This is a genomic window from Massilia sp. Masssp93 (genome assembly GCF_059491295.1).
Genome location: NZ_CP168502.1, coordinates 3,589,862 through 3,616,617, shown reverse-complemented (window position 1 = coordinate 3,616,617; position 26,756 = coordinate 3,589,862). Strand labels below are relative to the sequence as shown.

The 26,756-nt window shown below is 68.2% G+C and carries 19 protein-coding genes; 5 read left to right on the top strand and 14 right to left on the bottom strand.

The window, feature by feature from the left end; genetic code table 11:
* Positions 1-13 precede the first annotated feature (13 nt).
* On the top strand, positions 14-2,407 hold the full coding sequence (locus ACEN9Q_RS14575; RefSeq protein WP_495625081.1) for a sensor domain-containing diguanylate cyclase: 2,394 nt from the start codon (positions 14-16) through the stop codon (positions 2,405-2,407).
* A gap of 9 nt (positions 2,408-2,416) precedes the next feature.
* On the opposite strand, the gene ACEN9Q_RS14570 is transcribed toward ACEN9Q_RS14575, so the two are convergent.
* The 9 genes from ACEN9Q_RS14570 to ACEN9Q_RS14530 form a co-directional block, all read right to left on the bottom strand.
* Positions 2,417-3,400, bottom strand: coding sequence for a CsgG/HfaB family protein (locus ACEN9Q_RS14570; RefSeq protein WP_056435865.1), 984 nt, complete (start codon positions 3,398-3,400; stop codon positions 2,417-2,419).
* Between the two features lie 180 nt (positions 3,401-3,580).
* Positions 3,581-4,912, bottom strand: coding sequence for an erythromycin esterase family protein (locus tag ACEN9Q_RS14565; RefSeq protein ID WP_056435862.1), 1,332 nt, complete (start codon positions 4,910-4,912; stop codon positions 3,581-3,583).
* 7 nt (positions 4,913-4,919) lie between these two features.
* Positions 4,920-6,086 (bottom strand): SRPBCC family protein, encoded by a 1,167-nt coding sequence (locus tag ACEN9Q_RS14560; RefSeq protein ID WP_495625080.1) that lies wholly within the window; start codon positions 6,084-6,086, stop codon positions 4,920-4,922.
* A complete protein-coding gene (locus ACEN9Q_RS14555) occupies positions 6,058-6,777 on the bottom strand; it encodes a phosphoribosyltransferase (protein ID WP_495625079.1) in 720 nt (239 codons plus the stop codon). The genes ACEN9Q_RS14560 and ACEN9Q_RS14555 overlap by 29 nt, the downstream gene beginning before the upstream one ends.
* 102 nt (positions 6,778-6,879) lie before the next feature.
* A complete protein-coding gene (locus ACEN9Q_RS14550) occupies positions 6,880-7,347 on the bottom strand; it encodes an Hsp20/alpha crystallin family protein (RefSeq protein WP_082547693.1) in 468 nt (155 codons plus the stop codon).
* 257 nt (positions 7,348-7,604) lie between these two features.
* Entirely contained in the window at positions 7,605-8,447 is an 843-nt protein-coding gene (gene fghA / locus ACEN9Q_RS14545) for an S-formylglutathione hydrolase (RefSeq protein WP_495625078.1), read from the bottom strand.
* Positions 8,448-8,521: 74 nt separating this feature from the next.
* Positions 8,522-9,163 (bottom strand): chromate transporter, encoded by a 642-nt coding sequence (locus ACEN9Q_RS14540; protein WP_495625077.1) that lies wholly within the window; start codon positions 9,161-9,163, stop codon positions 8,522-8,524.
* Entirely contained in the window at positions 9,160-9,684 is a 525-nt protein-coding gene (locus ACEN9Q_RS14535; protein WP_495628954.1) for a chromate transporter, read from the bottom strand. The genes ACEN9Q_RS14540 and ACEN9Q_RS14535 overlap by 4 nt, the downstream gene beginning before the upstream one ends.
* 240 nt (positions 9,685-9,924) lie before the next feature.
* Positions 9,925-10,101 (bottom strand): hypothetical protein, encoded by a 177-nt coding sequence (locus ACEN9Q_RS14530; RefSeq protein WP_200958253.1) that lies wholly within the window; start codon positions 10,099-10,101, stop codon positions 9,925-9,927.
* A 177-nt stretch (positions 10,102-10,278) separates the two neighbouring features.
* Here ACEN9Q_RS14530 and ACEN9Q_RS14525 point away from each other — a divergent pair, with 177 nt between their 5' ends.
* A complete protein-coding gene (locus ACEN9Q_RS14525) occupies positions 10,279-10,497 on the top strand; it encodes a hypothetical protein (protein ID WP_056435843.1) in 219 nt (72 codons plus the stop codon).
* Positions 10,498-10,880: 383 nt separating this feature from the next.
* Complete coding sequence (locus ACEN9Q_RS14520) at positions 10,881-13,001, top strand: ATP-dependent helicase (protein ID WP_495625076.1); 2,121 nt, start codon at positions 10,881-10,883, stop codon at positions 12,999-13,001.
* A gap of 380 nt (positions 13,002-13,381) precedes the next feature.
* Here ACEN9Q_RS14520 and ACEN9Q_RS14515 read toward each other — a convergent pair whose 3' ends face one another.
* Complete coding sequence (locus ACEN9Q_RS14515) at positions 13,382-14,140, bottom strand: SIR2 family NAD-dependent protein deacylase (RefSeq protein ID WP_495628953.1); 759 nt, start codon at positions 14,138-14,140, stop codon at positions 13,382-13,384.
* 62 nt (positions 14,141-14,202) lie between these two features.
* Positions 14,203-14,841: a phosphohydrolase gene (locus ACEN9Q_RS14510; protein ID WP_495625075.1), complete on the bottom strand. Its 639-nt coding sequence runs from the start codon at positions 14,839-14,841 to the stop codon at positions 14,203-14,205.
* Positions 14,842-14,995: 154 nt separating this feature from the next.
* Here ACEN9Q_RS14510 and glpD point away from each other — a divergent pair, with 154 nt between their 5' ends.
* The gene (gene glpD / locus ACEN9Q_RS14505) at positions 14,996-16,552 is read left to right on the top strand and encodes a glycerol-3-phosphate dehydrogenase (protein ID WP_495625074.1); all 1,557 of its coding nucleotides are present in this window, start codon (positions 14,996-14,998) and stop codon (positions 16,550-16,552) included.
* 9 nt (positions 16,553-16,561) lie between these two features.
* Here glpD and ACEN9Q_RS14500 read toward each other — a convergent pair whose 3' ends face one another.
* Positions 16,562-19,249: a M1 family metallopeptidase gene (locus ACEN9Q_RS14500; RefSeq protein WP_495625073.1), complete on the bottom strand. Its 2,688-nt coding sequence runs from the start codon at positions 19,247-19,249 to the stop codon at positions 16,562-16,564.
* Positions 19,250-19,420: 171 nt separating this feature from the next.
* Between ACEN9Q_RS14500 and ACEN9Q_RS14495 the strand changes: the two genes are divergently transcribed.
* Positions 19,421-20,044 carry a glutathione S-transferase family protein gene (locus tag ACEN9Q_RS14495; RefSeq protein ID WP_495625072.1) on the top strand — a complete coding sequence of 208 codons (624 nt, stop codon included), beginning with the start codon at positions 19,421-19,423 and terminating at the stop codon, positions 20,042-20,044.
* Positions 20,045-20,681: 637 nt separating this feature from the next.
* On the opposite strand, the gene ACEN9Q_RS14490 is transcribed toward ACEN9Q_RS14495, so the two are convergent.
* Both ACEN9Q_RS14490 and ACEN9Q_RS14485 read right to left on the bottom strand, forming a co-directional pair.
* A complete protein-coding gene (locus ACEN9Q_RS14490) occupies positions 20,682-21,545 on the bottom strand; it encodes a CheR family methyltransferase (protein WP_495625071.1) in 864 nt (287 codons plus the stop codon).
* Entirely contained in the window at positions 21,545-26,473 is a 4,929-nt protein-coding gene (locus ACEN9Q_RS14485; protein WP_495625070.1) for a response regulator, read from the bottom strand. The genes ACEN9Q_RS14490 and ACEN9Q_RS14485 overlap by 1 nt, the downstream gene beginning before the upstream one ends.
* Positions 26,474-26,756 lie beyond the last annotated feature (283 nt).

Below are 26,756 nucleotides of genomic sequence, written 5' to 3'. Positions count from 1 at the left end.
GGTGCACTCACCCATGATGCGACGACCCATCTCTTTTCCGACCACCCTGCGCAGCCGCCTGGCCGGCGCCGTCGGCGTGCTGGTGCTGGGCGCCACGCTGCTGGCAGGCCCGCTGGCCGTGGACGTGGCCGAACACGACCTGCGCGCGGTCCTGGGCGGGCAGCAGTATGCGCTGCTGTCCGGCGCCGCCGCCTTCCTCGACGACCAGCTGGAAGCGCGCCTGCGCCAGATGGCCGCGCTGGCCGCCGCGTTGCCGGTGGACGCCCGCCACGACCCGCGCCGCCTGCAGGCCTGGCTGGCCGAGCGCACGGCCGACGCCAGCGAGGACTTCGTCAACATCGCCGCCTTCACGCGCAACGGCGAACTGGTCGCGTCGGGCGCGACCATGCCGAGCGCCCAGCCGCTGACGGCGGCCGGCCGCCCGTATTTCGAAGAAACCCTGCTGCGCGGGCGCGGCATCGTCTCCGACCCGTTCCAGAGCCGCCTGTCCGGCGCGAAAGTGGTGGTGGTGACGGCCCCCGTGTTCGACGACCACGGCGAGATCCTGTACGTGCTGGCCGGCCGCATCGACCTGCAGCATGCGCGGTTTTTGCGCCAGGTCGACGCCCTGCGGCCGGGCGGCGGCTACCTGTTCCTGATGTCGGCCGACGGCGTGCTGATCGACGCGCCCCCGAAGGCGCGTGCGCCGGAGCGCCTGGACGAGAGCCCCGGCACCCAGCCCGGCCTGGCGCGCGCGCTGCACGGGTTCGAGGGCTGGCTGTACGGCGACGACCGTGAAGGCCCCGCCATCGTCACCTACCGGCGCCTGGCCACGACGGGCTGGATCCTCGGCGCGCGCAACCCGGAGGCCGCGGCGTTCGCGCCACTGGCGCGCGTGCGCCGCACGGTGCTCGTCGTCGCGGCGGTGCTCGCGCTGGTGGCGGGCATCCTGGCGTGGTGGCTCGTGCGGCGCGGCCTGCGCCCGCTGGACGCGCTGCGCCGCAACGTCGCCGCGGTCCGCCACGAGGGCGTCGACATCGACGTGCTGGCGCTCGCCCGGCATGACGAGGTCGGCGAACTGGGCCGCGCCTTCCACGACCTCGTGCACGCGCGCGAGCGCGCCAGCGCCCGCATGCGCGCGATCGCCGACAATGTCCCGGCCGTGATCGCCTACGTCGACCGCGACGAGCGTTTCGAATTCACCAACGCCGGCTTCGACCGCATGATCGGCACGCCGCCGGACTGGGCGCTCGGGCGCACGGTGCGCGAGGCGCTGGGCGAGGCCGGCTACACCCGCCTGGAACCGCTGATCCGCGCGGCCCTGTGCGGCGAGCGCGGCCACATCGAGGACGTGCGCAGCGACGACGCGTCGCGCCACCAGATGATCGACACGATCCCGGACGTCGACCAGGAGGGCCGCGTCGTCGGCTTCACCGTCATGGCGATGGACATCAGCGAGCGCAAGGAAGCGGAGCTGGCCCAGGCCGCGAGCGAGCAGCGCCTGCGCCTGATCGCCGACAACCTGCCCGTGCTGATCTGCTACATCGACCGCAACCACCGCATGGGCTTCGGCAACGCGACGTTCCAGGCCTGGCTGGGGCTGGAACCGGTCCGCCTGCCCGGCATGCACCTGGCCGAGGTCCTCGGCAAGCCGGCCTACGACGCGGCGCGTCCGCGCCTGAAGCAGGCGTTCGAAGGCGTCGGCGCCACGTTCGAGATGCCGTTGCAGGCGCAGGGCCGGCACCGCATCCTCGAATGGACGTTCGTCCCGGACGTGCAGGCGCAGGGCCGGGTGACGGTCGCCGTCGCGGGCGTGTATGCGCTGGCGCACGACATGACCCGCGTGAAGGAGGCGGAAAGCCGGCTCGTGCAGATGGCCCGCTTCGACAGCCTGACGGGCATCGCCAACCGCCGCCTGTTCGGCGAGCTGCTGGGCCTGGCCCTGGAGCGCGTGCGCCGCCAGCGCCAGGTGCTGGGCGTGGCCTATATGGATATCGACCACTTCAAGACCATCAACGACACCTGGGGCCACGGCGTCGGCGACGAGGTCCTGAAGGAGTTCGCCCAGCGCCTGGCCGCCTGCGTGCGCGTGACCGACACGCCGGCCCGGCTGGCCGGCGACGAATTCGTCGTGCTGCTGGAAGACGTCAAGGGCCTGGACGAAGCCGAGCGGATCGGCGCCAAGATCGTGGCCACCATCCGGCGGCCCTTCGCGACGGGGGCGGGCGAGCTGGCCGTGACGGCCAGCGTCGGCATCGCGCTCGTGCGCGGCACGGATGGCCCGCTGCCCACGCAGGACCAGGTGCTGGGCTGGGCCGACGGCGCGCTGTATGCGGCCAAGCACGGCGGGCGCGACCGCTGCGTCGTGCGGGCGGCGGGCGATGCGCCCGCCGTCCCCGCGCCGCGGGCCGACGCGCAGGTCCGCTGAGACGCTGGCTTACCGCGGTGCCGGCTGCGTCGCCACCAGCGTGCGCTGGACCCAGCCGCCCGACACGTTTTCGCCGTCGATCTTGACGAAGCCGTCGCGTTCTTCGCCGGTGGCGATCGCTTCTTCCGCGCGCTTCAGCGTCCCCATCACCTTGCTGCCGGCGCGTGGTTCCGTGTACACCTTGACGGTCGCGAGGCGCGCATACACGCTGGCGCCGGCCGACACCGGCACGCCCTCGCGCGTGGATGCCTGCGCATTCGCCTTGCCGGCCGCACTGGCCGTGCGCACGAGGCTGGGCTCGTTGCGGATCTTGAGCACGATGCGGTTGTAGTTGTCGAGCAGGCTGGCCGCGACCATCTTGCCTTCCGGCGTATTCGTATAGCCGCCCAGGCGCGAGTAATCGCCGCCGCCCCAGCTCCAGCCGGAAATGCCGAAGTCGGTCTTCGTCGCTACGCCTTCTTCCGCCGCGACCTGGATGCCGGAACGGACATCCGCGATCAGCAGGCTGGTCTGCGCTTCCTTGAACTTCAGGTTGCCGGCGATGCCGCCCGCGATCCGGCCCAGCCCGCCGAGCAGCCGTCCGCCGTAGTCCGAGATCGCGCCGCCGATGCCGCCCGTGTTGTTGGCGGCGAATTGGACGTTCGGCGTCATCACGAAGTCCGCCGCCTGCAACTGGCCCTTGCCGACATTGCTGCCGGCCAGCGTCTCGCCATTCGCGGCCAGTGCGCGCTCCTGCTGCAGGTTGGCCATCGCGGCACCGCGCTCGACGACCTGGAAGCAGTTCGATTGCTGCACCATGATGCGCAGCAGCGCAACCGGCGAGCCCAGTCCATAGCTCTGCAGCGCGTGCGCGCTCTCGCTCTGGGCTTCGGTCACCGCGAGTGTGCCGAGCGGACGGTCGCAATGTTCCACGTTGGAATTGGTTTCCTGCGCGTGCAGGCCGGCGCTGCCCGCGAGCAGGGCAGCAAGAATGGATACCCGGATTGGTTTCATAGCCCTCGATGAGTGAACAAATGACTGTTGACGATTGCACGGTTGCGCGACCGACTCATGACGGCGCGCAACACTCGCAAGACATTTGTTCATTTTACAATTGTGCAGGCCGTTGCATTCTCGCCAATTTTCACATTGACGCGCCTGGGATACACAATTGTCGATACATGACCGGGGGGCTTAGATACCGGTCGGATAAGTCTCCGGCGGCTCGTCCGAATGCCAGCCGCCACCCGGATCGAGCGGCTGCACTGCCGTCGTGTGGTCGATGTGGATCACGGCATCGAACTGGCGCGCCATTTCGGCCGCAAAATAATGGCTGTGGCGTTCCGTGCGCGGCAGGTAGATGACGCCGATGGCGCGTTCCAGCTTGCGTTCCAGCATCGTGTCGCGCACTTGATCGTCGCCGTCGCGCAGCGGCAGCAGGAAGCGGGGGATGCCCGTCGCGTGCAGCAGCTCTTCGTAGCTGCCCGGCATGCCCGGCCTGACGCGCTTGTGCTCGGCCGGCGCGTCCCATTCGGATGCGGCCGTAACGAAGCCGTCGTAGGTGGAAAAGCCGATCAGACGCGTCTGCCCGTCATATTCCTTGCGCGCCAGTTCGCCGACGTTCCACTCGCCCATCTCGCCCATCTCCGTCGCGCGCGCGTCGCCGATGTGGGAATTATGTTCCCAGACGATGATTTTGCTGGGCGGTTCGTCATCCTTCGACAAGTGGCGCGCCAGCGCGTCCAGGGTCTCTGCCATATGGCTGTCGCGCAAGTTCCAGGACGACACACGACCCCGGAACATGGTCCGGTAGTATTCCTCGGCATTCTTGACGAGCCGCGCGTTCTGCTCGGCATAGAAGAACGCTTCCTCGTCGCCGTCGCGGTACATATAGTCGGCGGCGCGTTGCTGCAGCTGCTTCAATTGTTCGAGGACGCCTTGCTCGCACGACGCGGACAGGTCGAGGCTCGCCGTGTAGCCGTAGTGCTGGCTGTCCTCGTGGTAATGGTCGAAGCAGGCATAGCGTTCGCGGGCCTGGCGCGCCGCGTTCGGGTCGACCTCGTCGAGGTAGCGCAGCACTTCCTCGATCGACGAGAACATGCTGTACAGGTCGAGTCCGTAGAAGCCGACCTGCTGGCCCGCCGCGCGCGCATTGTGGTGGCGCAGCCACTCGACGAAGCCGGCGACGTCGGTGTTCCGCCACATCCAGTTCGGGAACCGCTTGAAGCCGGACAACGCATCGTTGGCGTCGCGGTCGGCGCCGCGGCCGCGCACGTAGCGGTTGACGCGGTAGGCGTCCGGCCAGTCGGCCTCGACCGCCACGGCGTGAAAGCCCTTGTCCTCGATCAGGCGCCGGGTGATGCGCGCGCGTTCCTCGTAAAACTCGTGCGTGCCGTGCGTCGCTTCGCCCAGCAGGACGAAGCGCGCGTCGCCGACGAGGTCGAGCAGGGCGTCGTAATCGCGTTTGCCGCCCGTCAGCGGGCGGGCGGCGGCGCGGATCGCGGAAACGGCATGCGGGGTTGCCATGACGGCCTCAGTGCAGCCAGCGGCTGCCGGCGCGCGTGCGCGCGGCGTCGCGCGGCACGGCGCCCCGTTCGATGAAGGCCTTCATGCGCGCCAGGTCGTCGTCCATCTGGGCCTTGGGATCGGAGCCGAGCAGCGTCGCGAGGCCGTGGCCGAGGACGCCCGCCGGCGGCGTGTACGACATGTGGACGGTGACGAGCGTGCCGCCGCGCTGCGGTTCGAACTGGATCGAGCCGCTTTGCGGGATCTCGGCGCCGGCCTCGCTGCGCCAGGCCAGGCGGTGCGGCCGGCTCTGCTCGGTGAGCACGGAATTCCATTCGAACTCGCTGCCGCCCGGTCCGCGCACGATCCAGTGCGAGCGCCCGCGCCCGAGGTCGCGCACCTCGACGACGTGGGACATGAAGTGCGGGAAGTTCTCGTAATTGGCCCAGACGTCGTACACGTCGTCCGGCGCGGCGTCGATGACGATGGACTTGCTGAAGTCGATGGTCTGGTCCAGGCCCATGCCGCGCCCGCGCAGCATGCCCGTCAGGGGCTGGTTGGCGGCGCCCCGCGCCAGCAGCGCGGCGCCGGCCAGGCCGAGCAACAGGCCCAGCGGCGAGCGCCGCGTCAGGGCATACAGCGCCAGCAGGCCGCCGCCGGCCAGGGCCGAATTGCGCGCGGCCGGCGTCCATTCGCCGTCCGGTCCCGCCTGCAGGGCGTCGCGCATGCGCGCGCGCAGGCTGCGCGCGCCATACGATTCCTCGATCGCATCGCCGGCCTTGTCGAGGCCGTTCCCGATGCCTTGGCCGCCGCGGCTCAGTGCACTCCTGGCCTTGTCCATGCCGTCTTTCGCCTTGTCGAGGCCGGCGTCGAGCGCGTCGCTGGCGGCGCGGCCCATGCGCTCGATCGCCGAGCCCGTCGCGGACGCCGCGCCGTCCGTCCGGAGATCGTCCGCCAGGCCGGCCGCGCCGTCGCGCAGGGTGTCGGCGGCAGCGCCGATGCGCGCGCCGGCGCCGTGCCACACATTGCCCAGCGCACTGGACGTGCGCGACCCGGCGTTGCGCACCGCCGCGGCCGATTGGGCGCGCCGCGCGCCGCCGCGGTCGGGGTCGAGCATGTACATCAGCAGGGCGCCGGCGGCGGCGCCGCCCAGCCATTTCGCGATTTCAAAGCCTGTGTCGGTCGTTTGTCTCATGATTCGCTCCTCCGGTTGGTCTGGCCCCGGCCATCGCCTCGTCGTGCCAGGCGGTGGCCAGCAAATCCTGCACTTCCTCGTCGCTGGTCTGGCCGAACGTGTCGTACCACTGGCCGACCGAGCGGAATTGCGGCGGGGTCGACAGGCAGACGAGATCGTCGACGCGCGCCGCGAGCGCGGCCGCCGTGTCGGGCGGCGCGACGGGGACCGCCAGCACCAGCGTGCGCGGCCCGAGCCTGCGCGCCACTTCGATCGCGGCCAGCATCGTGGAGCCCGTCGCGACGCCGTCGTCGACGAGGATCGCGCTGCGCCCCGCGAGGTCGAGCGGCGCCCGGCCGCCGCGGTAGGCGCGCTCGCGCCGCTGCAGCTCGGCCAGTTCGCGCGCCGTCACGAGGTCGACGTCGTGCGCGCTGACGCCCATCAGGCCGGGCACGCCGGACTGGAGCACGCGCACGCCGCCGCTGCCCACCGCGCCCATCGCGAATTCCTCGTGGCCCGGCATGCCGAGCTTGCGGACGATGAGGATGTCGAGGGCGATCCCGAGCCGCTGTGCGATCGCGAACCCCACCGGCACGCCGCCGCGCGGCAGCGCCAGCACGACGGCATCCGGGCGCCGGGCGTACTCGCCGAGCCGCCTGGCCAGCAGGCGGCCCGCCTCGGTGCGGTCCTTGAAATGACGGATGTCGGCCATGATGCACGGTTCCTGAGGTTCGCCGCGTGGCGGCGGCGCGAGCGCGGCCACGGGCGGCCAGCGGGCCGCCGGGCCACGTACGCGTGCCGCGCGCGCTGCGGCTTACTGGATCGTCAGCTGGCGCGCCGTGCCGCCCTGTTTCTTGGGTAGCGAGAGCACCAGCACGCCGTCCTCGAGGCGGGCCTGGGCACTGGCATCGTCGACCTCGGCGGGCAGCGTGAAGCTGCGCTGGTACTTGCGCGTCGAGCGCTCAGAATACACCACCTGTTCGCCCTGGCGCTGTTCGTTTGCCTGCTGACACTCGCCCTCGATGGTGACGCGCTGGCCGTCGATCGAGACGTGCACGTCGTCCTTCTTGACGCCCGGCAGCTCGGCCCGCACCTCGAAGGTTTTTTCCGTCTCGCTGACGTCCAGGCGCGGCATGCCGACGTCGTCGCCGGACCAGCGGCCCTGGGCGAGCGGGGCGAAGAAATCCTGGAACATGTTCTCGACCATGCGTCCGAACTGGTCTTCCATGGCGCCGGGACGGTAGGTGGAGAGCGGCGTCGCGCCTCTTCTGATCAGGTTCATGATGGACCTCCCTTTTAACAAGACTGACGTTCAGGAATGGCGTTCGGCGACGCACCGGACGCCGCCAATCCCATTTATAGGGCGGGCGAAACGGGTTTGCAAGGGGCGTCCCGATACGTGCGCGGGTGGCCGGACGGGACGTTTGATCCGGGCCAGCACGCGCGGGAAAACGGGGAATTTTACGGAACCGCCCGGGTCCATGACAGTGTGGCCCACGTCGTTTCGCATGACGCGACGGGACGTGGACCGGGGCGGCGTCAGCCGAGGTTGCGGCGGTGGAAGCGCAGGTGGTCGTCGACGAAGGTCGAGATGAAGTAATAGCCGTGGTCGTAGCCCGGATGGCGGCGCAGTTCGAGGGGCTGGCCGACGGCGCGGCAGGCTTGCGCGAAGGCGTCCGGGTACAGCTGCTCGGCCAGGAATTTGTCGTCCAGGCCCTGGTCGATCAGGATGCCTTTCGGGAACGGAGGCGCGTCGGCGCACGCCATCAGCTCGGTCGCATCGTAGGCGCGCCACGCGTCGCGATCGGGGCCGAGGTAGCCGCCGAACGCCTTTTCGCCCCACGGGCAGCAGGACGGCGCGGCGATGGGCGCGAAGGCCGACACGGACCGGAACAGGGCGGGATTGCGCAGCGCCAGCATCAGGGCGCCGTGGCCGCCCATCGAGTGGCCGAAGATGCCCACGCGCGCCGGATCGGCCGGCAGTTCGGCCAGCACCAGGTCGCGCAGTTCGAGGATGTGGCTGTACATGCGGTAGTGGGTGGACCACGGTTCGCGCGTGGCGTCCACGTAGAAGCCGGCGCCGGCGCCGAAGTCCCAGCTGTCCGTCTCGCCCGGCACGCCGGCGCCGCGCGGGCTCGTGTCCGGCGCGACCAGGATCAGGCCTTCCTGCGCGGCCACGCGCTGGGCGCCGGCCTTGGTCATGAAGGTCTCTTCGGTGCAGGTCAGGCCGGCGAGGTAGAACAGCACGGGCAGGCGCTTGCCGTGCGCACCGGGCGGGAGGTACACGGAAAAACGCATCGGCAATCCGATGGCGGCGGAATCGTATTTGTAGAAGCGCTGGACGCCGTCGAAACAAATGTGTTCGCTGAGGAGTTCGGGCATGGCTCGGTCCGTCGGAAGTATGGATGATCAAAAACGCAAGTATGCCCGGTCCGAGGCCGGGTTGCCAATGCGCTTCAGATCAGGCCGAGGGCCCCCAGCACGGCGCCCGCCGCCAGCAGCCACAGCAGGTGGATGCGCGTGCGCCAGATGACCAGTCCGCTGACGATGACCGTGAGCCACAGGGGCCAGTGCGCCAGGAGCTCGCGCGCGGCACCCGCAACGGCTTCGACGCCGCTGGCCGCGGCGGGTGGCGCCACGGCGCTGGCGGAACTGGCCATGATCCAGGCCGTCGACAGCAGCAGCGCGATGACGATGGGCGCCATGCCCTGCTTGAAGGCGCGGACGGCGCGCAGGTCGCGGTTGCGGTGGCCCCAGCGGGCCGCCGTGTACGTGATGATCGTGGAGGGCGTCATGATGCCGACCATCGTCACGAGGACGCCGAACAGGGCGGCGCCCGTGCTGCCGGCGTTCATGCCGACGTGCCACCCCATCAGGGCGACGAACAGGACGTTCGGCCCGGGGGCGGCTTGCGCCAGCGCGATGGACTGGTTGAACTGTTCCTGGGTCAGCCAATGGTGTTGTTCGACGAGGAAGCGGTGCATCTCGGACGTCGTCGAGATGGCTCCGCCGACCGACATCATCGACAGGGTGAGGAAATGGCCGAACAGGTTGAGCCAGTCGGCCCAGGCCAGCGTGAGGTGCAGGGGCGCGCTCATGCTTTCAGGCGGCGGTAGGTGAGAACACAGCCCAGGCCGCCGAGGCCGAACAGCACCCAGGCGAGCGGACACTTCAGCAGCGCCACGAGCACGAAGCCGGCCGCGCTGATGGCCACGCACCAGGACAGCGGCATCGGGCTCTTCTTCAGCGCGCTCACCAGGCGCAGGCCCGCCGCGCCGATCAGGCCGGCACAGACGGCGGCCATGCCGTGCAGCGCGCCCGCCACGACGGGGCTGGCGGCGAAGCGGTCGTGCAGTACCACCAGCCCGAGAACGAGCACGAGTGGCACGGCCAGCAGTCCGGCCAGCGCGGCCAGGGCGCCGGCGATGCCGAAATAGCGGCCGCCGATCATCAGGGACAGGTTGACGACGTTCGGCCCGGGCATGATCTGGGCGACGGCCCAGTCTTCGATGAATTCCTCCTGGGTCAGCCAGCCCTTGCGGTCGACGACTTCGCGCTGGACGATGGCCAGCACGCCGCCGAAGCCCTGCAGGGCCAGCAGGGTGAAGGACACGAACAGGTCGGTGAGCGAGCGGGGACGGGGGCGGTCGGGCAGGGCGGCGCTGGCGGAACTGGGGGTATCGGGACTATTGAAACTATTGGAACTATTGGAACTATTGGAACTATTGGAACTATTGGAACTATTGGAACTACTGGAACTATTGGAGCGGAGCGTGTTCATCTCCCGATTATCGCGCCGGCGCCCGGGTCTGTCCATGCTGGACGGGCGCCGCGCGGGCGGGCGCGATGGCGGACGGCATCAGCCGCCGCCGATACCCCGCACCACGCGTCCCGTCCCTTCGCATTCGGGACAGGTCTTGCCGTCGGCCAGCTTGCCGCTGCCGCCGCAGGTTTCGCACAGGTCTTCGCCTGCGCCGGGCGTGCCGGGTTCGGCTTCGTCGCCGGGTTTCAGGTCGGGATCGGGCATGGCGCTCATGGATTCCTCGTGACGGTTGGATGACGGGGCCATTCTAGGCGCAGCGGCAAGCGGGTGGCGCACGGCGCGGGACAGTTGGTATACCATGAAGATTAAAAATAAACTTGACTTTGGCCAAAGGTGGGAAATACTCGTTAGGCGGCAATCCCTTTCAATCCATCAAAGTCAGGAACTGCGATGAACCAAGACTCCCCCGAGCTCGAAGACGGTCAGGCGACCGTCCCCTATCAGCGGCGCGATGCCCAACAGACGGACATCGTCGACCTGGGTATTGCGCTCCAGCAGCGCAGCAATACGATGTCGGCCGTGGAATACATGCGTTCGCAAAACGTCGGCAACGACGTCATCGAACGCGTGCTGACGGAGCCGGGCCGCAGGCGTTCGTGGTGCAGGTAAGGGAGGAGACGCAGGACACTTATGCACGATATTTTCTTTCTTTTCATCTTGCATATTGTGTCGATTTATGTTCCGCTTGACCTCGTAAGCCATTGATTTTGCGAAGGTTGAGTTCTGCCCACGCAACGGGCAAATTGTTGAAACCCGCATTCCAGCTTGGTTTTGACATGTCAAGAGGGTGTTTTTCCACAACCTTATACACAGATTTTGTGGATATCTGAGCAAGCTTTGATAATCAGGCAAGTCAAGCGGGCGCGGTCGCCGTGCCGTCGGCCCGCTTTCTTTTTGCCGGCGACATTGACGTGGTTTTGCTACATCGACATCATCCCGCTTGCATTTAGATACTGGACAAATGTACAGTTGAGCATCAACGCTCAACCGCCATGTCCAACGCCGCCACCGCCATCCCCGCCGCCGCCACCCCCATGTCGAGGCCATCCGCGCCCGCCGATCCGTTCGCCGGTCTGAACCCCGAGCAATTGGCTGCCGTCGAGCACGACATGGGCGTGGACCCCGTGCGGCCGCTGCTCGTGGTCGCGGGCGCCGGCTCGGGCAAGACGAATACGCTGGCGCACCGGGTCGCGAAGCTGATCCTGGCGGGCGGCGATCCGCAGCGCATCCTGCTGCTGACCTTTTCGCGCCGCGCCGCCGGCGAGATGGGCCAGCGCGCGGCCGGCGTGCTGCAGCGCGTGCTGGGCACGTCGTCGGCGGCCGTGGGCAGCCTGCCGTGGGCCGGCACCTTCCACGGCATCGGCGCGCGCCTGCTGCGCGAGTACGCCGGGCGGATCGGCCTGGAAGCCTCGTTCACGATCCACGACCGCGCGGATTCCGAAGACCTGATGGGCCTCGTGCGGCAAGAAGTCGGCCTCGGTGCCGCGTCCGGCCAGAAGCGTTTTCCGCTCAAGGGCACGTGCCTGGCGGTCTACTCGCGCGTCGTCAACAGCCGCGAGCCGCTCGCCGACGTGCTGCAGTCGACCTTTCCATGGTGCAGCGAATGGGAAGAGCAGCTCAAGCGCCTGTTCGGCGCCTACGTCGACGCCAAGCAGGAGCAGAACGTGCTCGACTACGACGACCTGCTGCTGTTCTGGGCCGAGATGGCGTCCGACCCGGAGCTTGGGCCGGAACTGGGCGCGCTGTTCGATCACGTGCTCGTCGACGAATACCAGGACACGAACCGGCTGCAGGCCGCGATCCTGCAGGGCATGAAGCCGGACGGACGGGGCGTGATGGTCGTCGGCGACGATGCGCAGTCGATTTATTCGTTCCGCGGCGCGACGGTGCGCAACATCCTCGATTTCCCGCAGCAGTTCGCGCAGCCCGCCCGCATCATCACGCTGGACCGCAACTACCGGTCCACGCAGCCCATCCTCGACGCGTCGAATGCCGTCATTGGCGCCGCGCTGGAGCGCCACGCGAAGACGCTGTGGACGGACAAGGTCGCGACCGCCAAGCCGCAACTGGTGCTGATCCCGGACGAGGCCGAGCAGGCGCGCTGGGTCTGCAACCGCGTGCTGGAGCAGCGCGAGGCCGGCATCAAGCTCACGCAGCAGGCCGTGCTGTTTCGCGCCGCCAGCCACAGCGCGGCGCTGGAGCTGGAACTGGTGCGGCGCAACGTCCCGTTCGTCAAATTCGGCGGCCTCAAATTCCTGGAAGCGGCCCATATCAAGGACGTGCTCGCCATGCTGCGCTTCGCCCAGAATCCCGCGGGGCGCGTGGCGGGCTTCCGGGTCGTCCAGCTGATTCCCGGTATCGGTCCCGCGACGGCCGCCCGTTTCCTGGACGCGGTGGCGCAGGCGGCCGAGCCCGTCGCGGCCGTCGACGCGTTTCCCGCGCCGGCGCGCGCGCAAGGCGAGTGGGACCAGTTCACGGCGCTGTTCCGCACCCTGCGCACGACCGGCCTGCGCTGGCCGCTGGACGTGGAACTCGTGCGCGACTGGTATGCGCCGCATCTCGAACGCCTGCACGACGACGCGCCCGTCCGTGCCGCCGACCTCGACCAGCTCGTACAACTGGCCGCCGGCTATGGCTCACGCGAAAACTTCTTGACCGAACTGACGCTCGACCCGCCGGAAGCGACGAGCGACCGCGCCGGCCCGCCGCTGCTGGACGAGGATTACCTGATCCTGTCGACGATCCACTCGGCCAAGGGCCAGGAGTGGAAGGCCGTGCACGTGCTGAACGTCGTCGACGGCTGCATTCCGTCCGACATGGCGACGGGGAGTGCCGAGGACATCGAGGAAGAGCGCCGCCTGCTGTATGTCGCCATGACGCGGGCCAAGGAACACCTGCACCTCGTCGTCCCGAACCGCTTCTTCATCAAGCAGCAGGCGCAGATGGGCGACCGCCACGTGTACGCACAGCGGACGCGCTTCGTGACGCCCGTCATGCTCAAGCATTTCGAGGAATGTGTCTGGACGAATGCCGATACGTTGCAAACCCGTAAGCCGATGCCGGACAGCGTGCGGATGCTCGTGCGCGACCGCGCGCGCAATGCCTGGAAATGACGCACCGCGCGAAAATGACGGCAAGATGACAGGAAAAGTGGACAGAAGCGGAACAGCGGGGCAAAGTTATCCCCGCCACGGCGGTTTTGTAGGAATTAGCCCCGTTTCCAGTTCCTGCTTAAAACACGAGCAACTGTAAGTCCTTGATTTTAAGGGCATTCGTTTTTGCCTGTTCAACGGGCAGTTTGTTGAAACCCGCACCAATACTGCGCTTCCGGCTTGTCAAGAGGCGCTTGTCCACACAGTTATCCACATTTCTTGTGGATATTAAAATTAATCCCGTCGAATCAATATCTTAGGTCATTGAGTTGATACGTCGTCGAGTATTTTCGCGCCGCGCAGGGCCGGTTTGCGCAGGTAAATATTGCCCGGCGGGTGCGTCAGTCCAGCAATGCACGAAGGGTGAGCAAGGCCTCCAGCGCGCCCAGCGCGATGCCGGCGCCCTGGCCCGGCGCGACGTGCGGCGCGCGCGGATTGATGCGGATCAGCGGCGCGCCCTGTCCCTCGCACATGCGCCTGACGGAAGGCACATCGGTGCCGGCGCCCAGTTCGATGACGACGGGCTTGCGCACCCGCGCGCGCCAGCGCCCGAAGCGGGCGTACTGGTCTTCCGTGCGCGCGTCCAGCCAGCGGCCGTCGCCGAACATCAGGATGTTCGGTCGCGCCAACGCGCCGCAGCGGGGGCAGCGCGGCAGCGGCGGGGCCATCAGGCAGGACGCCGGATCGACGATGGGATCGACGGCGCCGGCCGGCCAGATGGCGTCGCCGCACGGGCGCGTGCATTGCAGGTGATGAATGGACCCGTGGCATTCGACGATCTCCCCGTCGCCGAAGCCCGCGCGCTGGAACTGGCCGTCGACGTTGCTCGTGAAGACGAATGCGCCGTGCGGCAAACGCGCGCCGATCTCCCGCAGGACCGCGAAGCCCGCGTGCGGCACCGTGTTCCGGTACAGGGCGAGCCGGTGGCCGTAGAAGCCCCAGGCCAGCGCGGGATGCGTGTCGAAGCTGTGCGGATTCGCGATCTCGACGAAGCGGATGCCGGCGGCGGCGAGCGGCGGATAGGCGCGCCAGAAGCCGTGGTCGCCGCGGAAATCGGGCAGGCCGGAATCGACGCCGATGCCGGCGCCCGCGCCGATCATCAGCCCGTCCGCGGCGCGCAGCAGCGCGGCCGCCCGGGCGAGGGTGGCATCATGGTCCGGATTCACGCGGCGTCGCCTTCGTCGATCCGCCGTTGCAGATGTTCCAGTTCGCCCAGGAAGCGTTCCGCGGCCAGGCCCGGCGGCCACGGTTCCCAGGGCGGGCAGCCGTAGGCGTCGACCAGCGGATCGCGTTCCAGCACGGGCGAGCGGATCTTGAGCGTCGTGCGCACTTCCTGCTCCGACCAGCCGGCCACGTGCACGGCCTCGCTGGCGGCGGCCAGGCGGTCGGCCCGTTTGTGCAACTGGTGTTCGGCCGGCGTCCAGGCGGGCAGGCGGTAGCGCAGGAAGACGGCCTGTTCCAGCCGGCGGGTGAGGGCGCGGAAACCGTCGCCGAGGAAGGGTTTGATGGGCGAGACGGCATCGAAGCCGAGCAGGCCTTCCTCGGCGTCGTGCAGCAGTTCCCGCAGTTCGACGACGGGGGCCAGCGGGGCCGGCGCCGCCGCGCGGCGCAACAGCATGACGGCGATCGAGTGCTGGGCGACGGACAGCGGCAGCGGCCAGGCCGAATGTCCGCCCCAGCGGTAGGTGCGGGCCAGGCCGAGGGCAAGGTCGCTGTCGTCCCAGTCGAACGGGGTCGGATTCAACAGGTCGAGCCGTTTACCGGACGGCATGCGTACCCAGGCGCGCATATCGGGCGCCATTCAAGGATCTCGGGAAACAGTCGTCATGGTCCGATTCTACACGGCCCACCGGCCGATCCCGGCCGGATTGACGTGGCCGAACACAGGGCCCCGTTCGCGGATTATAGTAGGCTGCGGCCGGACGCGGGTCCGGGCGAACAGGAGTGTGGTGGACATGGGAGAACTTGCCAAACGTATCGATTGCGACGTCCTCGTCGTGGGCGGCGGCATCAACGGCGCCGGGATCGCGCGCGACGCGGCCGGGCGCGGCCTGCGCGTCGTCCTGTGCGAAAAGGACGACCTCGCGCAGCACACGTCGTCCGCTTCCAGCAAACTGATCCACGGCGGGCTGCGCTATCTCGAGCAGTATCACTTCGGGCTCGTGCGCAAGGCGCTGGCCGAGCGCGAAGTGTTGCTCAAGAGCGCGCCGCACATCATCCGCCCGCTGCGTTTCCTGATGCCGCAGGCGGCCGGCGCGCCGGGGCAGCGTCCGGGCTGGATGATCCGCGCCGGCCTGTTTCTCTACGACCACCTGGCGCCGCGCGATTTCCTGCCGCCGTCCGGCACCGTCTCCCTGCACGGGAGCCCGGCCGGGGCCACGCTGCAGCGCCAGTTCGTGAAAGCGTACGCGTATTCCGACGCCTGGGTCGACGACGCGCGCCTCGTCGTGCTGGCGGCGCTCGACGCGCGCGAGCGCGGCGCCACCATCCTCACGCGCACGCGCTGCGTGCGGGTGCGGCGCGAAACAAAACGCTGGGAGGCCGACCTCCAGGGGCCGGGCGGCGACGTCCACGTGCACGCGCGCTGCCTCGTGAACGCGGCCGGGCCGTGGGCGGCCAGCTTCCTGCAGGCGGCCGGCGCGGGCCCGGCCCGGGCCATGCGTCTCGTGAAAGGCAGCCACATCGTCGTGCCGCGCCTGTTCGACGGCGACCACGCCTACCTGCTGCAGCAGCCCGACGGCCGCATCGTGTTCGCGCTGCCGTACGAGGGCGCGTTCACGCTGGTCGGCACGACCGACGTCGACCACGATGCGAAGGACCTCGACCGGGTCGCGATCAGCCCCGCCGAGACAGCCTATCTGTGCGATGCCGTGAACCGCTGCTTCGAGCGCCGCATCGGACCGGACGACGTGGTGTGGAGTTATGCGGGCGTGCGGCCGCTGATCGGCGACGAAGGCGGCTGCGCCTCGTCGGCCAGCCGCGACTACCGGTTCGAACAGGACACGGCCGGCGGCGCGCCGCTGCTGTCCGTGTTCGGCGGCAAGGTCACCACGTTCCGCAAACTGGCCGAGCAGGCCGTCGACTGGATCGGCCCCGTCCTCGGCCGGCGGGTAGAAGCGTGGACCGCGCACGCCTGCCTGCCGGGCGGCGACTTGTACGGCAAGGTGCCGATCGCGCGCGCGGTGCTCGAATACGACGCGTGGGTGCGCACGCGCCGCCAGCAATTCGCCTGGCTGCCGGAAGGCCTGTTGACGCGTTATGCCCGCAGCTACGGCACGCGGCTGTCCGCGCTGCTGGCCCATTGCCGCACGCGCGCCGACCTGGGTGCGGAAATCGTGACCGGGCTGTACGAGGTCGAGGCCGACTACCTCGTGCGCCAGGAATGGGCCACGTACGCCGACGACATCCTGTGGCGGCGCACGAAGCTCGGCCTGCACGCGGCGCCGGGTGCGGCCCGGCGCCTCGATGCGTGGCTGGCCGCGCGACGCCGCGGCACGGTCACCGTGCCCTGAAGCCTGGCGTCATTCGGCGTTCTTCGCCAGCCACGCATCGATCTCCGGCAGGCGCGCCGCATTCACCTGGATGCGGTCCTTGATGGAGGCGACGGCCGCCTCGACGTCGCCGCGCGAGCTCGGCGCCAGGTTCGCCTGCGCATAGGCCTCCAGCTTGCCGACCATCGCCGGATCCGACGAGCCCATCGCGAGGCGCGCCAGGTAGCGGCTGCGCGAGCTGGCGTCCACGCGCTCGTTGATCCGGGCGAGGTTGGCGAGGGCGAAGTCGAACGCCATGTCCGGATAGCGCCGTGCGACTTCCGAGATCATCGTCGCGCTGATCGTCAGGCCCGGCTCGTCCGTGAGCGCGAGTTGCAGGGCGCGCATGGCGAGCGCGCGGTCGTCCGCCGCGGCCAGCAAGGTGTAGCGCTGGTCGCGCACGAGCGGGTTGGTCTCGCTGCGGGCGGCCGCGTGCAGCTGGTCCCACATGGCGGCGTCGGCGTGCTGGGCGACGACGCCCATGACGGTCTTGCGCAGCGGTCCCGGCACGGCGTTGGCATTCGTCGCCAGCGCGGCGTAACGGCGGCGCGCTTCGGCGATGATGGTAGCGTCGCCCAGGTCGCCCAGCACGACGATCAGCTGGCCGCGCAGATTCGCCACGGCCGACGGTTCGCCCGGCCGCGCCGTCCAGCCGACCTGCGCCATCAGCGGGGCCAGGCGCGCGACCGCAAAGGTGTCGAAGCGCCGCATGCGCGTGGTGTCGCCGCCGGCGGCCTGGTCGCGGTAGCGCGTGTGGAGGTCGGCCAGCATGCCGCCGATGCGCGACCACACGGCCGGATCGGCGCCGGCCGGCGTCGCTTTCACGAGGTCCATCACGTCGGACGCCGGTTGCTGGCCCGCCAGGCCGAGCGCGCCGCTGTCGGCCAGCAGGCCGATCTGGTCGATCGGGGCCAGGCTCGCGAACCGCTGCGCCAGTTGCGCGAAGTCGGCGGAGGTGTACAGCGTGCGGTAGTAGCCGGTCTGGCCGGCGTTGACGATGACGGCGCCGCAGCCCGGCACGGTGATCGTGCCCTTGCCGCCGGTGACGAGCGTCGTCGCCTGCTTCGCGTTGCCGGCGATCTGCGCGATGACGGGCACGCGCCACGCGAGCGGCGCCTTGCCGGCCCGGTCGCGCGTGAATTCCGCCTGCGTCAGCGCCACGGTCGTCGCGCCGTTGCGGCACACCGGCTCGCCCACCTTGATCAGCGGGATGCCGGGCTGCAGGGTGAAATCGTGGGCGATGGCCGTCACGGGCTTGCCGGCCGCCTTCTCGATCTGCTTCCACAGGTCGTCCGACACCGTGTTGCCGTACGCATGCGCCTTCATGTACGCGCGCACGCCGCTCTTCCAGGCGTTCTCGCCCACATAGGCTTCGAGCATGCGGATCACCGATTCGCCCTTCGAATACGTGATCTCGTCGAACGCCTGGTTGGCCTGCTCGACGGTCTCCACGTGCTGCACGACCGGGTGCGTGCCGGCGACGGAATCGCGGCGCATGGCGCGCTCGCGCGTGGCGACGGCGCCCAGGTGGGTGTTCCATTCGGGATGCAGGCGGGCGGTCGTGCGGCTCTCCATCCACGAGGCGAAGCCCTCGTTCAGCCACAGGTCGTCCCACCAGCGCATCGTCACGAGGTCGCCGAACCACTGGTGCGCCATCTCATGCGCGGCGGTCTCGAAGATCTCTTCGCGGTCGTGCTGGGTCGCGATGGCCGGGTCGAGCAGCAGCGCGTATTCGAACGTGAAGATCGCGCCCCAGTTTTCCATCGCGCCGAAGAACTGGCTGCGGCCGGCGCCGGCCACGTTGTCCAGCTTGGGCAGCGGGTAGCGCACGCCGAAGTAATCGTTGTATTCGCGCAGGATCGACTGCTGGGCGTCGAGCGCGAACCGCGCCTGCGGCAGCGCGCCGCGGCGGGTGACGACGCCGACCTCCGTGCCCTCGACCTTCGCGGCCGCCCGTTCGAAGTCGCCGAGGGCGAAGAACAGCAGGTAGGTCGACATCTTCGGCGTCGTCGCGAAGCTGATGTGGCGGCGGCCGTCCGGCAGCGTCGCCGTGGCCGTCGCCGGCATGTTGCTGACGGCCATCTGGCCGGCCGGCACGACGACGTCCAGCGCGAAACTCGCCTTGTACGCCGGCTCGTCCCACGAGGGGATCATGCGGCGCGCATCCGAGTTCTCGAACTGCGTGTACAGCGCGCGCTGCTTCTTGCCGTCGGCGCCCGGGTAGTCCAGCGAAAACAGGCCCACGGCCTGGGTGCCGATCACGCCCGTGTAATCCATCGCCAGGTGGTACATGCCCGGCGCGACGGGCTGCGCGAAGGTGAACGTCGCGGTCTGCGCGGCGGCGTCGACGGCCACCGTCGCATCGCGCGCGGCGCCGCCGGCGGCCGGCGCCAGCGTCACGTGCGCGAACTTCAGGTCGGCCGCGTTCAGCGTGATGCTGTCGGTGGCCTTGGTGACGTTGATCGTGACGACGGCGCGGGCCCCGAACGACGCGGCGGCCGCATCGGGCGTGAGCGAGATCTGGTAGTGGGTGGGGACGACGTTGCGCGGCAATTGCGTCGTGGTGTCGACGGTGGCCGCCGCGCCGGCGTGGGCGCGGGTAGGCGCGGCGCTGGCGTGGACGGTGGGCAGGGCCGCCAGGGCGAGGATGACGGCGGCGGAGAGCAGGCTGCGTTGCATGGGATTCCTATCGAGTATGTACGTCGAACGCGCGCGATGGTTGGGGTAGTGCGCGCGGCCAGTCTGGCAATCTACGGTCAAACGGCGCGGCCTGTCAAATGAACAAGTGGACAGAAGGGGCCGCGGCGTGGAGTATGATCGGCGACGCATGACGAGACGAGGAGCAGACGCATGAAACTGTACACGAGCAGCCGGGCGCCGAACCCGCGCCGCGTCCTGATGTTCATGGCCGAGAAGGGCATTGCCGGCATCCACACCATACAGATCGACCTGGGCAAGGGCGAGCACCGCGGCGCGGCGTTCATGGCCCTCAATCCGATGGCCCAGGTGCCCGTGCTGGAACTGGACGACGGCCGCACGCTGGCGGAGACGCGCGCCATCTGTACTTACCTGGAGGGGATGTTCCCGCATCCGAACCTGATGGGCGAGGGCTTCGAGGAACGCGCCTTCATCGAGATGATGGACCGCCGCTGCGAGCTGCAGCTGTTCCTGCGCATCGCCAACTGCGTGCGCCACACGCACCCCGGCCTGGCCGCGCTGGAGCAGCCGCAGTTCGGCGACTTCGGCGCCGCGCAGGGCGCCAGGGTGCGCGAGTCGGCGCGCTGGCTGGACGGCGTGCTGGCGGACCGCGACTACGTGGCCGGCGACAGCTTCACGATCGCCGACATCACGGCATTCTGCGCGCTGGAATTCGCGCGCGGGCTGATGCGGTTCCGGCCCTCGGATGAGGGGTTGGCGAATTTGCAGGGGTGGCGCGACCGGATTGCGGAGCGGCCGGGCGCGAAGGTGTACTGACCGTCGTTCCGGGACTGGCAGTCCGGTTTGGAGAGAACCCGGGTTGCGTGCGTTGCCGGTGTGCGTGCAAAGTGTGTTGCCGATGCGCGTGCGAAATTGGGCCCCCGCCTTCGCGGGGGCGACGTTTTTGAGCCAACGTTCGCGGAGCGTGCGAGCGTGCGAGCGCCCGAGCGCCCGAGCGCCCGAGCGCGCGACGATCCTTTGACCGTCGTTCCCGCGAAGGCGGGAACCTAAGTAGCACGTGTTGCCGATATGCGTGCGAAATTGGGCCCCCGCCTTCGCGGGGGCGACGTTTTTGAGCCAACGTTCACGGAGCGCCCCAGCGCGCGACGATCCTTTGACCGCCGTTCCCGGACTGGCCGTCCGCTTGGCAGGAACCCAAGTAGCACGCGTTGCCGATGCGCGTGCGAAATTGGGCCCCCGCCTTCGCGGGGGCGACGTTTTTGAGCCAACGTTCGCGGAGCGCGCGAGCGCGCGACGTTCCTTTGACCGTCGTTCCCGGACTGGCCGTCCGCCTTGGCGGGAACCCAAGTAGCACGCGTTGCCGATGCGCGTGCGAAGTGTGTTGCCGATGCGCGTGCGAAATTGGGCCCCCGCCTGCGCGGGGGCGACGGTTATGCGCTGACGTACATCGCGCTTATCCGACCCGCTTGTACCACGGCCGGTCGCCCTCGATCGCCTGGTACGTCCCCGCATAGGCATCCGACACGGACAGCGGCCGGTCCAGGCACAGCACGCCGAAGCGCGCCAGGCTGTCGTGGAACAGCCGCAGCACGCGCTGGCGCAGCACGGGCCCGAAGTCGGACAGCGCGCTGCCGCACAGGATCGCCTGGAACTCATTGAACGAGGCATCCGTCACGAGGCTGTACTGCGACCACGTGATGCGCCGGCGCAGGTGCGGCTGCAGGCGCGCGCGGCCGTCGCGCACGTCGAAGTACGACGGCAGCGCCGCCTGGCCGCCGCCGGCCGCGTAACGCGACTGCGCGGCGTCGAGGTCGGCCACGGGCAGCCATGCGTCCTGGTGCTGCGCCACCAGATCCTCGTTGGCGAGCGTCGCGTGGATGTCCAGCTTGCCCAGCACGCCTTCTTCCGCCAGCACGACGGCGAGCGTCCACGCTTCGCCCACGCCCGCGCATTCCGCGATCCACACCCGGGGCAGGGGCGAGGCGCGCAGCGACGGCGCCAGCACGGTGCGCAGGCGCTGCGTGTGGTCCGGATCGTCGAACAGGGCGGCAGGCTGCGGCGACAGCATGCGCAGCAGTGCGGCCGACGCGGCCGGATCGTGCAGCACCTTTTCCTGCAGGCCGGACAGCGTGGCGGCGCCCTGCGCGCGCATGGCGTCCGCCAGCCACATGCGCAGGACGTGGCGGTCGTAGGCGCGGAAATCGTGGCCGAAGCGCTGGAACAAGGCTTCCAGCAGCAGCTGCGTTTCCAGTTCCTCGATCGCCAGCCCGGCCGCCAGGCCGGTCCACGCATTCGATGTGCCGATTACCGCAGCCATCAATGCAACCACACCCGCATCATCGACAGCAGCTGGGCCACGTCGACCGGCTTGGTGATGTAGTCGGACGCGCCGGCGGCGATGCACTTGTCGCGGTCGCCCTTCATCGCCTTGGCGGTCAGCGTGATGATCGGCAGCGACTTGAACTTCGGGATACGGCGGATGGCGCGCATCGTGTCGTAGCCGTCCATCTCCGGCATCATGATGTCCATCAGGACGATCTCGATGCTCGGGTCCTTTTCCAGCACCTCGATGCCGTCGCGGCCGTTCTCGGCGAACAGCACCTGCATCTGCTGGCGCTCCAGCAGCGAGGACAGCGCGAAGATGTTGCGCAGGTCGTCGTCGACGATCAGCACCTTGCGTCCCGCGAGGCCGGAATCGAGCGCGTGGATCTCTTCCAGCATCTTGCGCTGCGTCTCCGGCAGGCTGGCCTGCGAGCGGTGCAGGAACAGCGCCGTCTCGTCGAGCAGGCGTTCGGGCGAGCGCGCGTCCTTGACGACGATGGTCTTGGCGTAGCGCTTGAGTTTCGTGACCTCCTTGCGCGACAGTTCCTGCGCCGTGTAGATCACGATCGGCAGGTCGCGCAAGGCCTGCTGCTTGCCGATCTGGTCGAGCAGGTCGAAGCCCGAGATGTCGGGCAGCGTCAGGTCCAGCACCATGCAGTCGAAGTGCTGCTGGGCCAGCGCGTCCAGCGCGGCCTTGCCGTCTTCCGCCGTCACGATGCGCACGTCGGAGTCGCCGATCAGGCCCACGATCGATTCGCGCTGCGCCATGTCGTCCTCGACGACGAGCAGCGAACGCTTGCCGCCCATGAGGAATTTCTGGATGCGCTTGAATTCCTCCTGCAGCATCTCGCGGCTCACGGGCTTGTTGATGTACGAGATGGCGCCCTGGCGCAGCGCGCGCTCGCGCTCGCGCAGCGACGACATCACGTGCACCGGGATGTGGCGCGTGCTCGGATCGCGTTTCAGGCGGTCGAGCACCGTGAAGCCGTCGATGTCGGGCAGGTCGATGTCGAGCAGGATCGCCGACGGCAGGTAGTCGCGCGCCAGCGACAGCGCGGAATCGCCGCGGTGCGTGACGATGCCCTTGAAGTTCTTTTCGCGGGCGAATTCGAGCAGGGTCTTGGCGAAGCGCTCGTCGTCCTCGACGATCAGCACGGACGGGTCGCCCGGCACGATCAGGCCGCGGTCGTCCAGCATGGTCGCATATTCGACGAGGCTGCCGGACGGATCGGACAGCGCAAGGCTCGTGACGGCATTGCCGGCATCGGTATCCGTCTCGGCCTCGAGCAGCAAGGTGCGCGCAGGGACGACGGACGATTGCGACGGCGGCGGCGCCAGGCGCGCCGGTTGCGGCTGGCGGGTCTGCTCGTAGTTGATGAAGCCGGCGCGGTTGTACGGCAGGTACAGCGTGAACGTGGAGCCGATGTTGACTGTCGACTCTACCCTGATTTCGCCGCCCAGCAAGCGCGCCAGTTCGCGCGAGATCGACAGGCCCAGGCCCGTGCCGCCGTATTTGCGGGCGGTGGAACCGTCGGCCTGCTGGAAGGCCTCGAAGATCAGCTGCAGCTTGTCGGACGGGATGCCGACGCCCGTGTCGCGTACCGAGAACGCCAGCACGGCGTCCGCATGCAGGAGGTGCGGGTGGTCGGCCGTCCAGCCGCTCGTCACGAGGCTGATCATCAGCGACACGTTGCCGTGGCTGGTGAACTTGAACGCGTTCGACAGCAGGTTTTTCAGCACCTGCTGCAGGCGCGTCGTGTCGGTCATCACGGCGGTCGGCAGGTTGTCCGCCAGCTCCACCGTGAAGCCCAGGTGCTTCGCCTCGGCCATGTGGCGGAACGTGCGGTCGACGTAGTTGCGCAGGTTCGAGAAGCGGTATTCCGAGACGTCCAGCGTGACGGTGCCGGACTCGATCTTCGACAGGTCGAGGATGTCGTTAATGAGCGTCAGGAGGTCGGAGCCGGAGCCGTGGATCGTCTTCGCGAATTCCACCTGCTTGGACGACAGGTTGCCCTCCGGGTTATCGGACAGCTGCTGCGCGAGGATCAGGAGGGAGTTCAGCGGCGTCCTCAGCTCGTGCGACATATTGGCCAGGAACTCGGACTTGTATTTCGACGACAGCGCCAGCTGCGTGGCCTTTTCTTCCAGCGCCAGCTTGGCCTGTTCCACCTCGCGGTTCTTGCGCTCCACCTCGATGTTCTGCTCGGACAGCAGGCGCGCCTTTTCCGCCAGTTCCTGGTTGGTCTGCTGCAGTTCCTGCGCCAGCGATTGCGACTGGGTCAGCAGCGATTCCGTGCGGCTGTTCGCCTCGATGGTGTTCAGCACGACGCCGATCGATTCCATCAGCTGGTCGAGGAACGACAGGTGCGTTTCCGTGAAGCGGTCCAGCGACGCGATCTCGATGACGGCCTTCACCTGCTGTTCGAACAGGATCGGCAGGACGACGATGTTGGTCGGCGGCGCCGAGCCGAGGCCGGACGACACGACGATGTAGTCGCGCGGGACGTCCGTCAGCCAGATGCGGGTCTTCTCCAGCGCGCACTGGCCCACGAGGCCTTCGCCCGGCAGGAACGACGTCGGCAGCTTGCGGCTGGAGCGGTAGCCGTACGACGCGATCATGCGCAGGCGCGCGTCGGCTTCCTGCGAATCCATCATGTAGAACACGCCGTGGTGCGCCGACACCAGCGGCGCCAGTTCGGACAGGATCAGCTTCGTCACGGCCTGCAGGTCGCGCTGGCCCTGCAACAGTCGCGTGAAGCGCGCCAGGTTGGTCTTCAGCCAGTCCTGCTGGGCGTTCTTCTGCGTCGTCTCTTTCAGGTTGCGGATCATCTCGTTGATGTTGTCCTTCAGGTAGGACACCTCGCCGCGCGCTTCCACCTGGATGGAACGGGACAGGTCGCCGCGCGTCACCGCCGTCGCCACTTCGCCGATCGCGCGCATCTGGTTGGTCAGGTTCGCCGCGAGCTGGTTGACGTTCTCCGTCAAGTCCTTCCACGTGCCGGCCACGCCGGACACGTTCGCCTGGCCGCCCAGCTTGCCTTCCGTACCCACTTCGCGGGCCACACGCGTCACTTCCGATGCGAACGACGACAGCTGGTCGACCATCACGTTGATGGTGTCCTTCAGTTCGAGAATCTCGCCCTTCACGTCCACCGTGATCTTCTTCGACAGGTCGCCGCGCGCCACGGCGGTGGTCACCGCCGCGATGTTACGCACCTGGCCCGTCAGGTTCGACGCCATGAAGTTCACGTTGTCGGTCAAGTCCTTCCACGTACCGCCAACGCCCGGCACGTACGCCTGGCCACCCAGCTTGCCTTCCGTGCCGACCTCGCGCGCGACGCGGGTCACCTCGGATGCGAACGAGGACAACTGGTCCACCATCACGTTGATGGTGTTCTTCAGTTCGAGAATCTCGCCCTTCACGTCCACCGTGATCTTCTTGGACAGGTCGCCGTTCGCCACGGCCGTCGTCACCTCCGCGATGTTACGCACCTGCGCCGTCAGGTTGCCCGCCATCGAGTTCACGCCGTCCGTCAGGTCTTTCCACGTACCGGCGACGCCCGGCACGTTCGCCTGGCCACCCAGCTTGCCTTCGGTACCGACCTCCCGCGCCACGCGGGTCACCTCGGACGCGAAGGAGTTCAACTGGTCCACCATCACGTTGATCGTGTTCTTCAGTTCGAGGATCTCGCCCTTCACGTCCACCGTGATCTTCTTCGACAGGTCGCCGTTCGCGACGGCGGTCGTCACGTCCGCGATGTTGCGCACCTGGCCCGTGAGGTTGCCCGCCATCGAGTTCACCGAGTCGGTCAAGTCCTTCCATGTGCCCGCGACGCCTTTCACCACCGCCTGGCCGCCGAGCTTACCTTCCGTACCGACCTCCCTTGCGACGCGCGTCACCTCCGATGCGAACGACGACAGCTGGTCCACCATCACGTTGATGGTGTTCTTCAGTTCGAGGATCTCGCCCTTCACGTCCACCGTGATCTTCTTCGACAGGTCGCCGTTCGCCACCGCGGTCGTCACCGCCGCGATGTTGCGCACCTGGCCCGTGAGGTTGGACGCCATGAAGTTCACGTTGTCGGTCAAGTCCTTCCACGTGCCCGCGACGCCCGGCACGTACGCCTGGCCCCCGAGCTTGCCTTCCGTACCGACCTCCCTTGCCACGCGCGTCACCTCGGACGCGAAGGAACGCAGCTGGTCCACCATCACGTTGATGGTGTCCTTCAGCTGCAGGATCTCGCCGCGCACGTCCACCGTGATCTTCTTCGACAAGTCGCCGTTCGCCACGGCGGTGGTCACCTCCGCGATGTTACGCACCTGCGACGTGAGGTTACCCGCCATCGAGTTCACGGAGTCGGTCAAGTCCTTCCACGTGCCCGCGACGCCCGGCACATACGCCTGGCCGCCCAGCTTGCCCTCCGTACCGACCTCGCGCGCGACGCGCGTCACCTCGGACGAGAACGACGACAGCTGTTCCACCATCGTGTTCGCGGTGGTCGCCGCGCGCAGGTACTGGCCCTTGAGCGGGTGGCCGTCGACTTCCAGCGCCATCGTCTGCGACAGGTCGCCCTTCGCGACGGCGCCGATGACGCGCGCCATTTCCGTCGTCGGGCGCACGAGGTCGTCGATCAGCGTATTGACCGAGCTGATGATGGTCGACCAGCCGCCCGCCGCGCCCGGCACGGAGGCGCGCTGCGTCAGGTGGCCCTCGCGGCCGACGACGCGCGACACCTCGGTGACCGCTTCGACCATCTTTTCCTTGGTCTCGATGATGTCGTTCAGGGTATCGGCGATCTTGCCGGACACGCCGGTCCAGTCGGACGGCATGCGCACGGAGAAATCCCCCTTTTTCAGCGCCATCAGCGTGGACAGCAGCAGCTTGACGTCGAGCTGTTCAGCCATGTCGGTCATATTATTCATTGACTAAAGATCCTCGAGTAGGGAAAGAAGGGAAGGGCAGGGCGCCGGCGGGCGCCGGTAGCGCGCGGCCGCGGGGGCCGCTGTAATCCGGATGGGTATCGCGAACAAGATTTTGGACGAGCGCGTATTGTTAAATGTCTAGAAAATGCAAAGATACTCCGGTGTCCAGTCAAGTCAAGCATGGGCGGCGACCGCTCGGCGAGATTGTTACGGATTCCATAGAAAAACTTGCATTTTTGAAATTTTAAACGGACAATTCGCGCGAGGATAATCGAAAAGCGTA

Bases quoted from the DNA above. Each gene is read 5' to 3' on its own strand.
- ACEN9Q_RS14575 (WP_495625081.1), top strand. From the start codon at position 14: ATGATGCGACGACCCATCTCTTTTCCGACCACCCTGCGCAGCCGCCTG.
- ACEN9Q_RS14570 (WP_056435865.1), bottom strand. From the start codon at position 3,400: ATGAAACCAATCCGGGTATCCATTCTTGCTGCCCTGCTCGCGGGCAGC.
- ACEN9Q_RS14565 (WP_056435862.1), bottom strand. From the start codon at position 4,912: ATGGCAACCCCGCATGCCGTTTCCGCGATCCGCGCCGCCGCCCGCCCG.
- ACEN9Q_RS14560 (WP_495625080.1), bottom strand. From the start codon at position 6,086: ATGAGACAAACGACCGACACAGGCTTTGAAATCGCGAAATGGCTGGGC.
- ACEN9Q_RS14555 (WP_495625079.1), bottom strand. From the start codon at position 6,777: ATGGCCGACATCCGTCATTTCAAGGACCGCACCGAGGCGGGCCGCCTG.
- ACEN9Q_RS14550 (WP_082547693.1), bottom strand. From the start codon at position 7,347: ATGAACCTGATCAGAAGAGGCGCGACGCCGCTCTCCACCTACCGTCCC.
- fghA (WP_495625078.1), bottom strand. From the start codon at position 8,447: ATGCCCGAACTCCTCAGCGAACACATTTGTTTCGACGGCGTCCAGCGC.
- ACEN9Q_RS14540 (WP_495625077.1), bottom strand. From the start codon at position 9,163: ATGAGCGCGCCCCTGCACCTCACGCTGGCCTGGGCCGACTGGCTCAAC.
- ACEN9Q_RS14530 (WP_200958253.1), bottom strand. From the start codon at position 10,101: ATGAGCGCCATGCCCGATCCCGACCTGAAACCCGGCGACGAAGCCGAA.
- ACEN9Q_RS14525 (WP_056435843.1), top strand. From the start codon at position 10,279: ATGAACCAAGACTCCCCCGAGCTCGAAGACGGTCAGGCGACCGTCCCC.
- ACEN9Q_RS14520 (WP_495625076.1), top strand. From the start codon at position 10,881: ATGTCCAACGCCGCCACCGCCATCCCCGCCGCCGCCACCCCCATGTCG.
- ACEN9Q_RS14515 (WP_495628953.1), bottom strand. From the start codon at position 14,140: ATGATCGGCGCGGGCGCCGGCATCGGCGTCGATTCCGGCCTGCCCGAT.
- ACEN9Q_RS14510 (WP_495625075.1), bottom strand. From the start codon at position 14,841: ATGGCGCCCGATATGCGCGCCTGGGTACGCATGCCGTCCGGTAAACGG.
- glpD (WP_495625074.1), top strand. From the start codon at position 14,996: ATGGGAGAACTTGCCAAACGTATCGATTGCGACGTCCTCGTCGTGGGC.
- ACEN9Q_RS14500 (WP_495625073.1), bottom strand. From the start codon at position 19,249: ATGCAACGCAGCCTGCTCTCCGCCGCCGTCATCCTCGCCCTGGCGGCC.
- ACEN9Q_RS14495 (WP_495625072.1), top strand. From the start codon at position 19,421: ATGAAACTGTACACGAGCAGCCGGGCGCCGAACCCGCGCCGCGTCCTG.
- ACEN9Q_RS14490 (WP_495625071.1), bottom strand. From the start codon at position 21,545: ATGGCTGCGGTAATCGGCACATCGAATGCGTGGACCGGCCTGGCGGCC.
- ACEN9Q_RS14485 (WP_495625070.1), bottom strand. From the start codon at position 26,473: ATGAATAATATGACCGACATGGCTGAACAGCTCGACGTCAAGCTGCTG.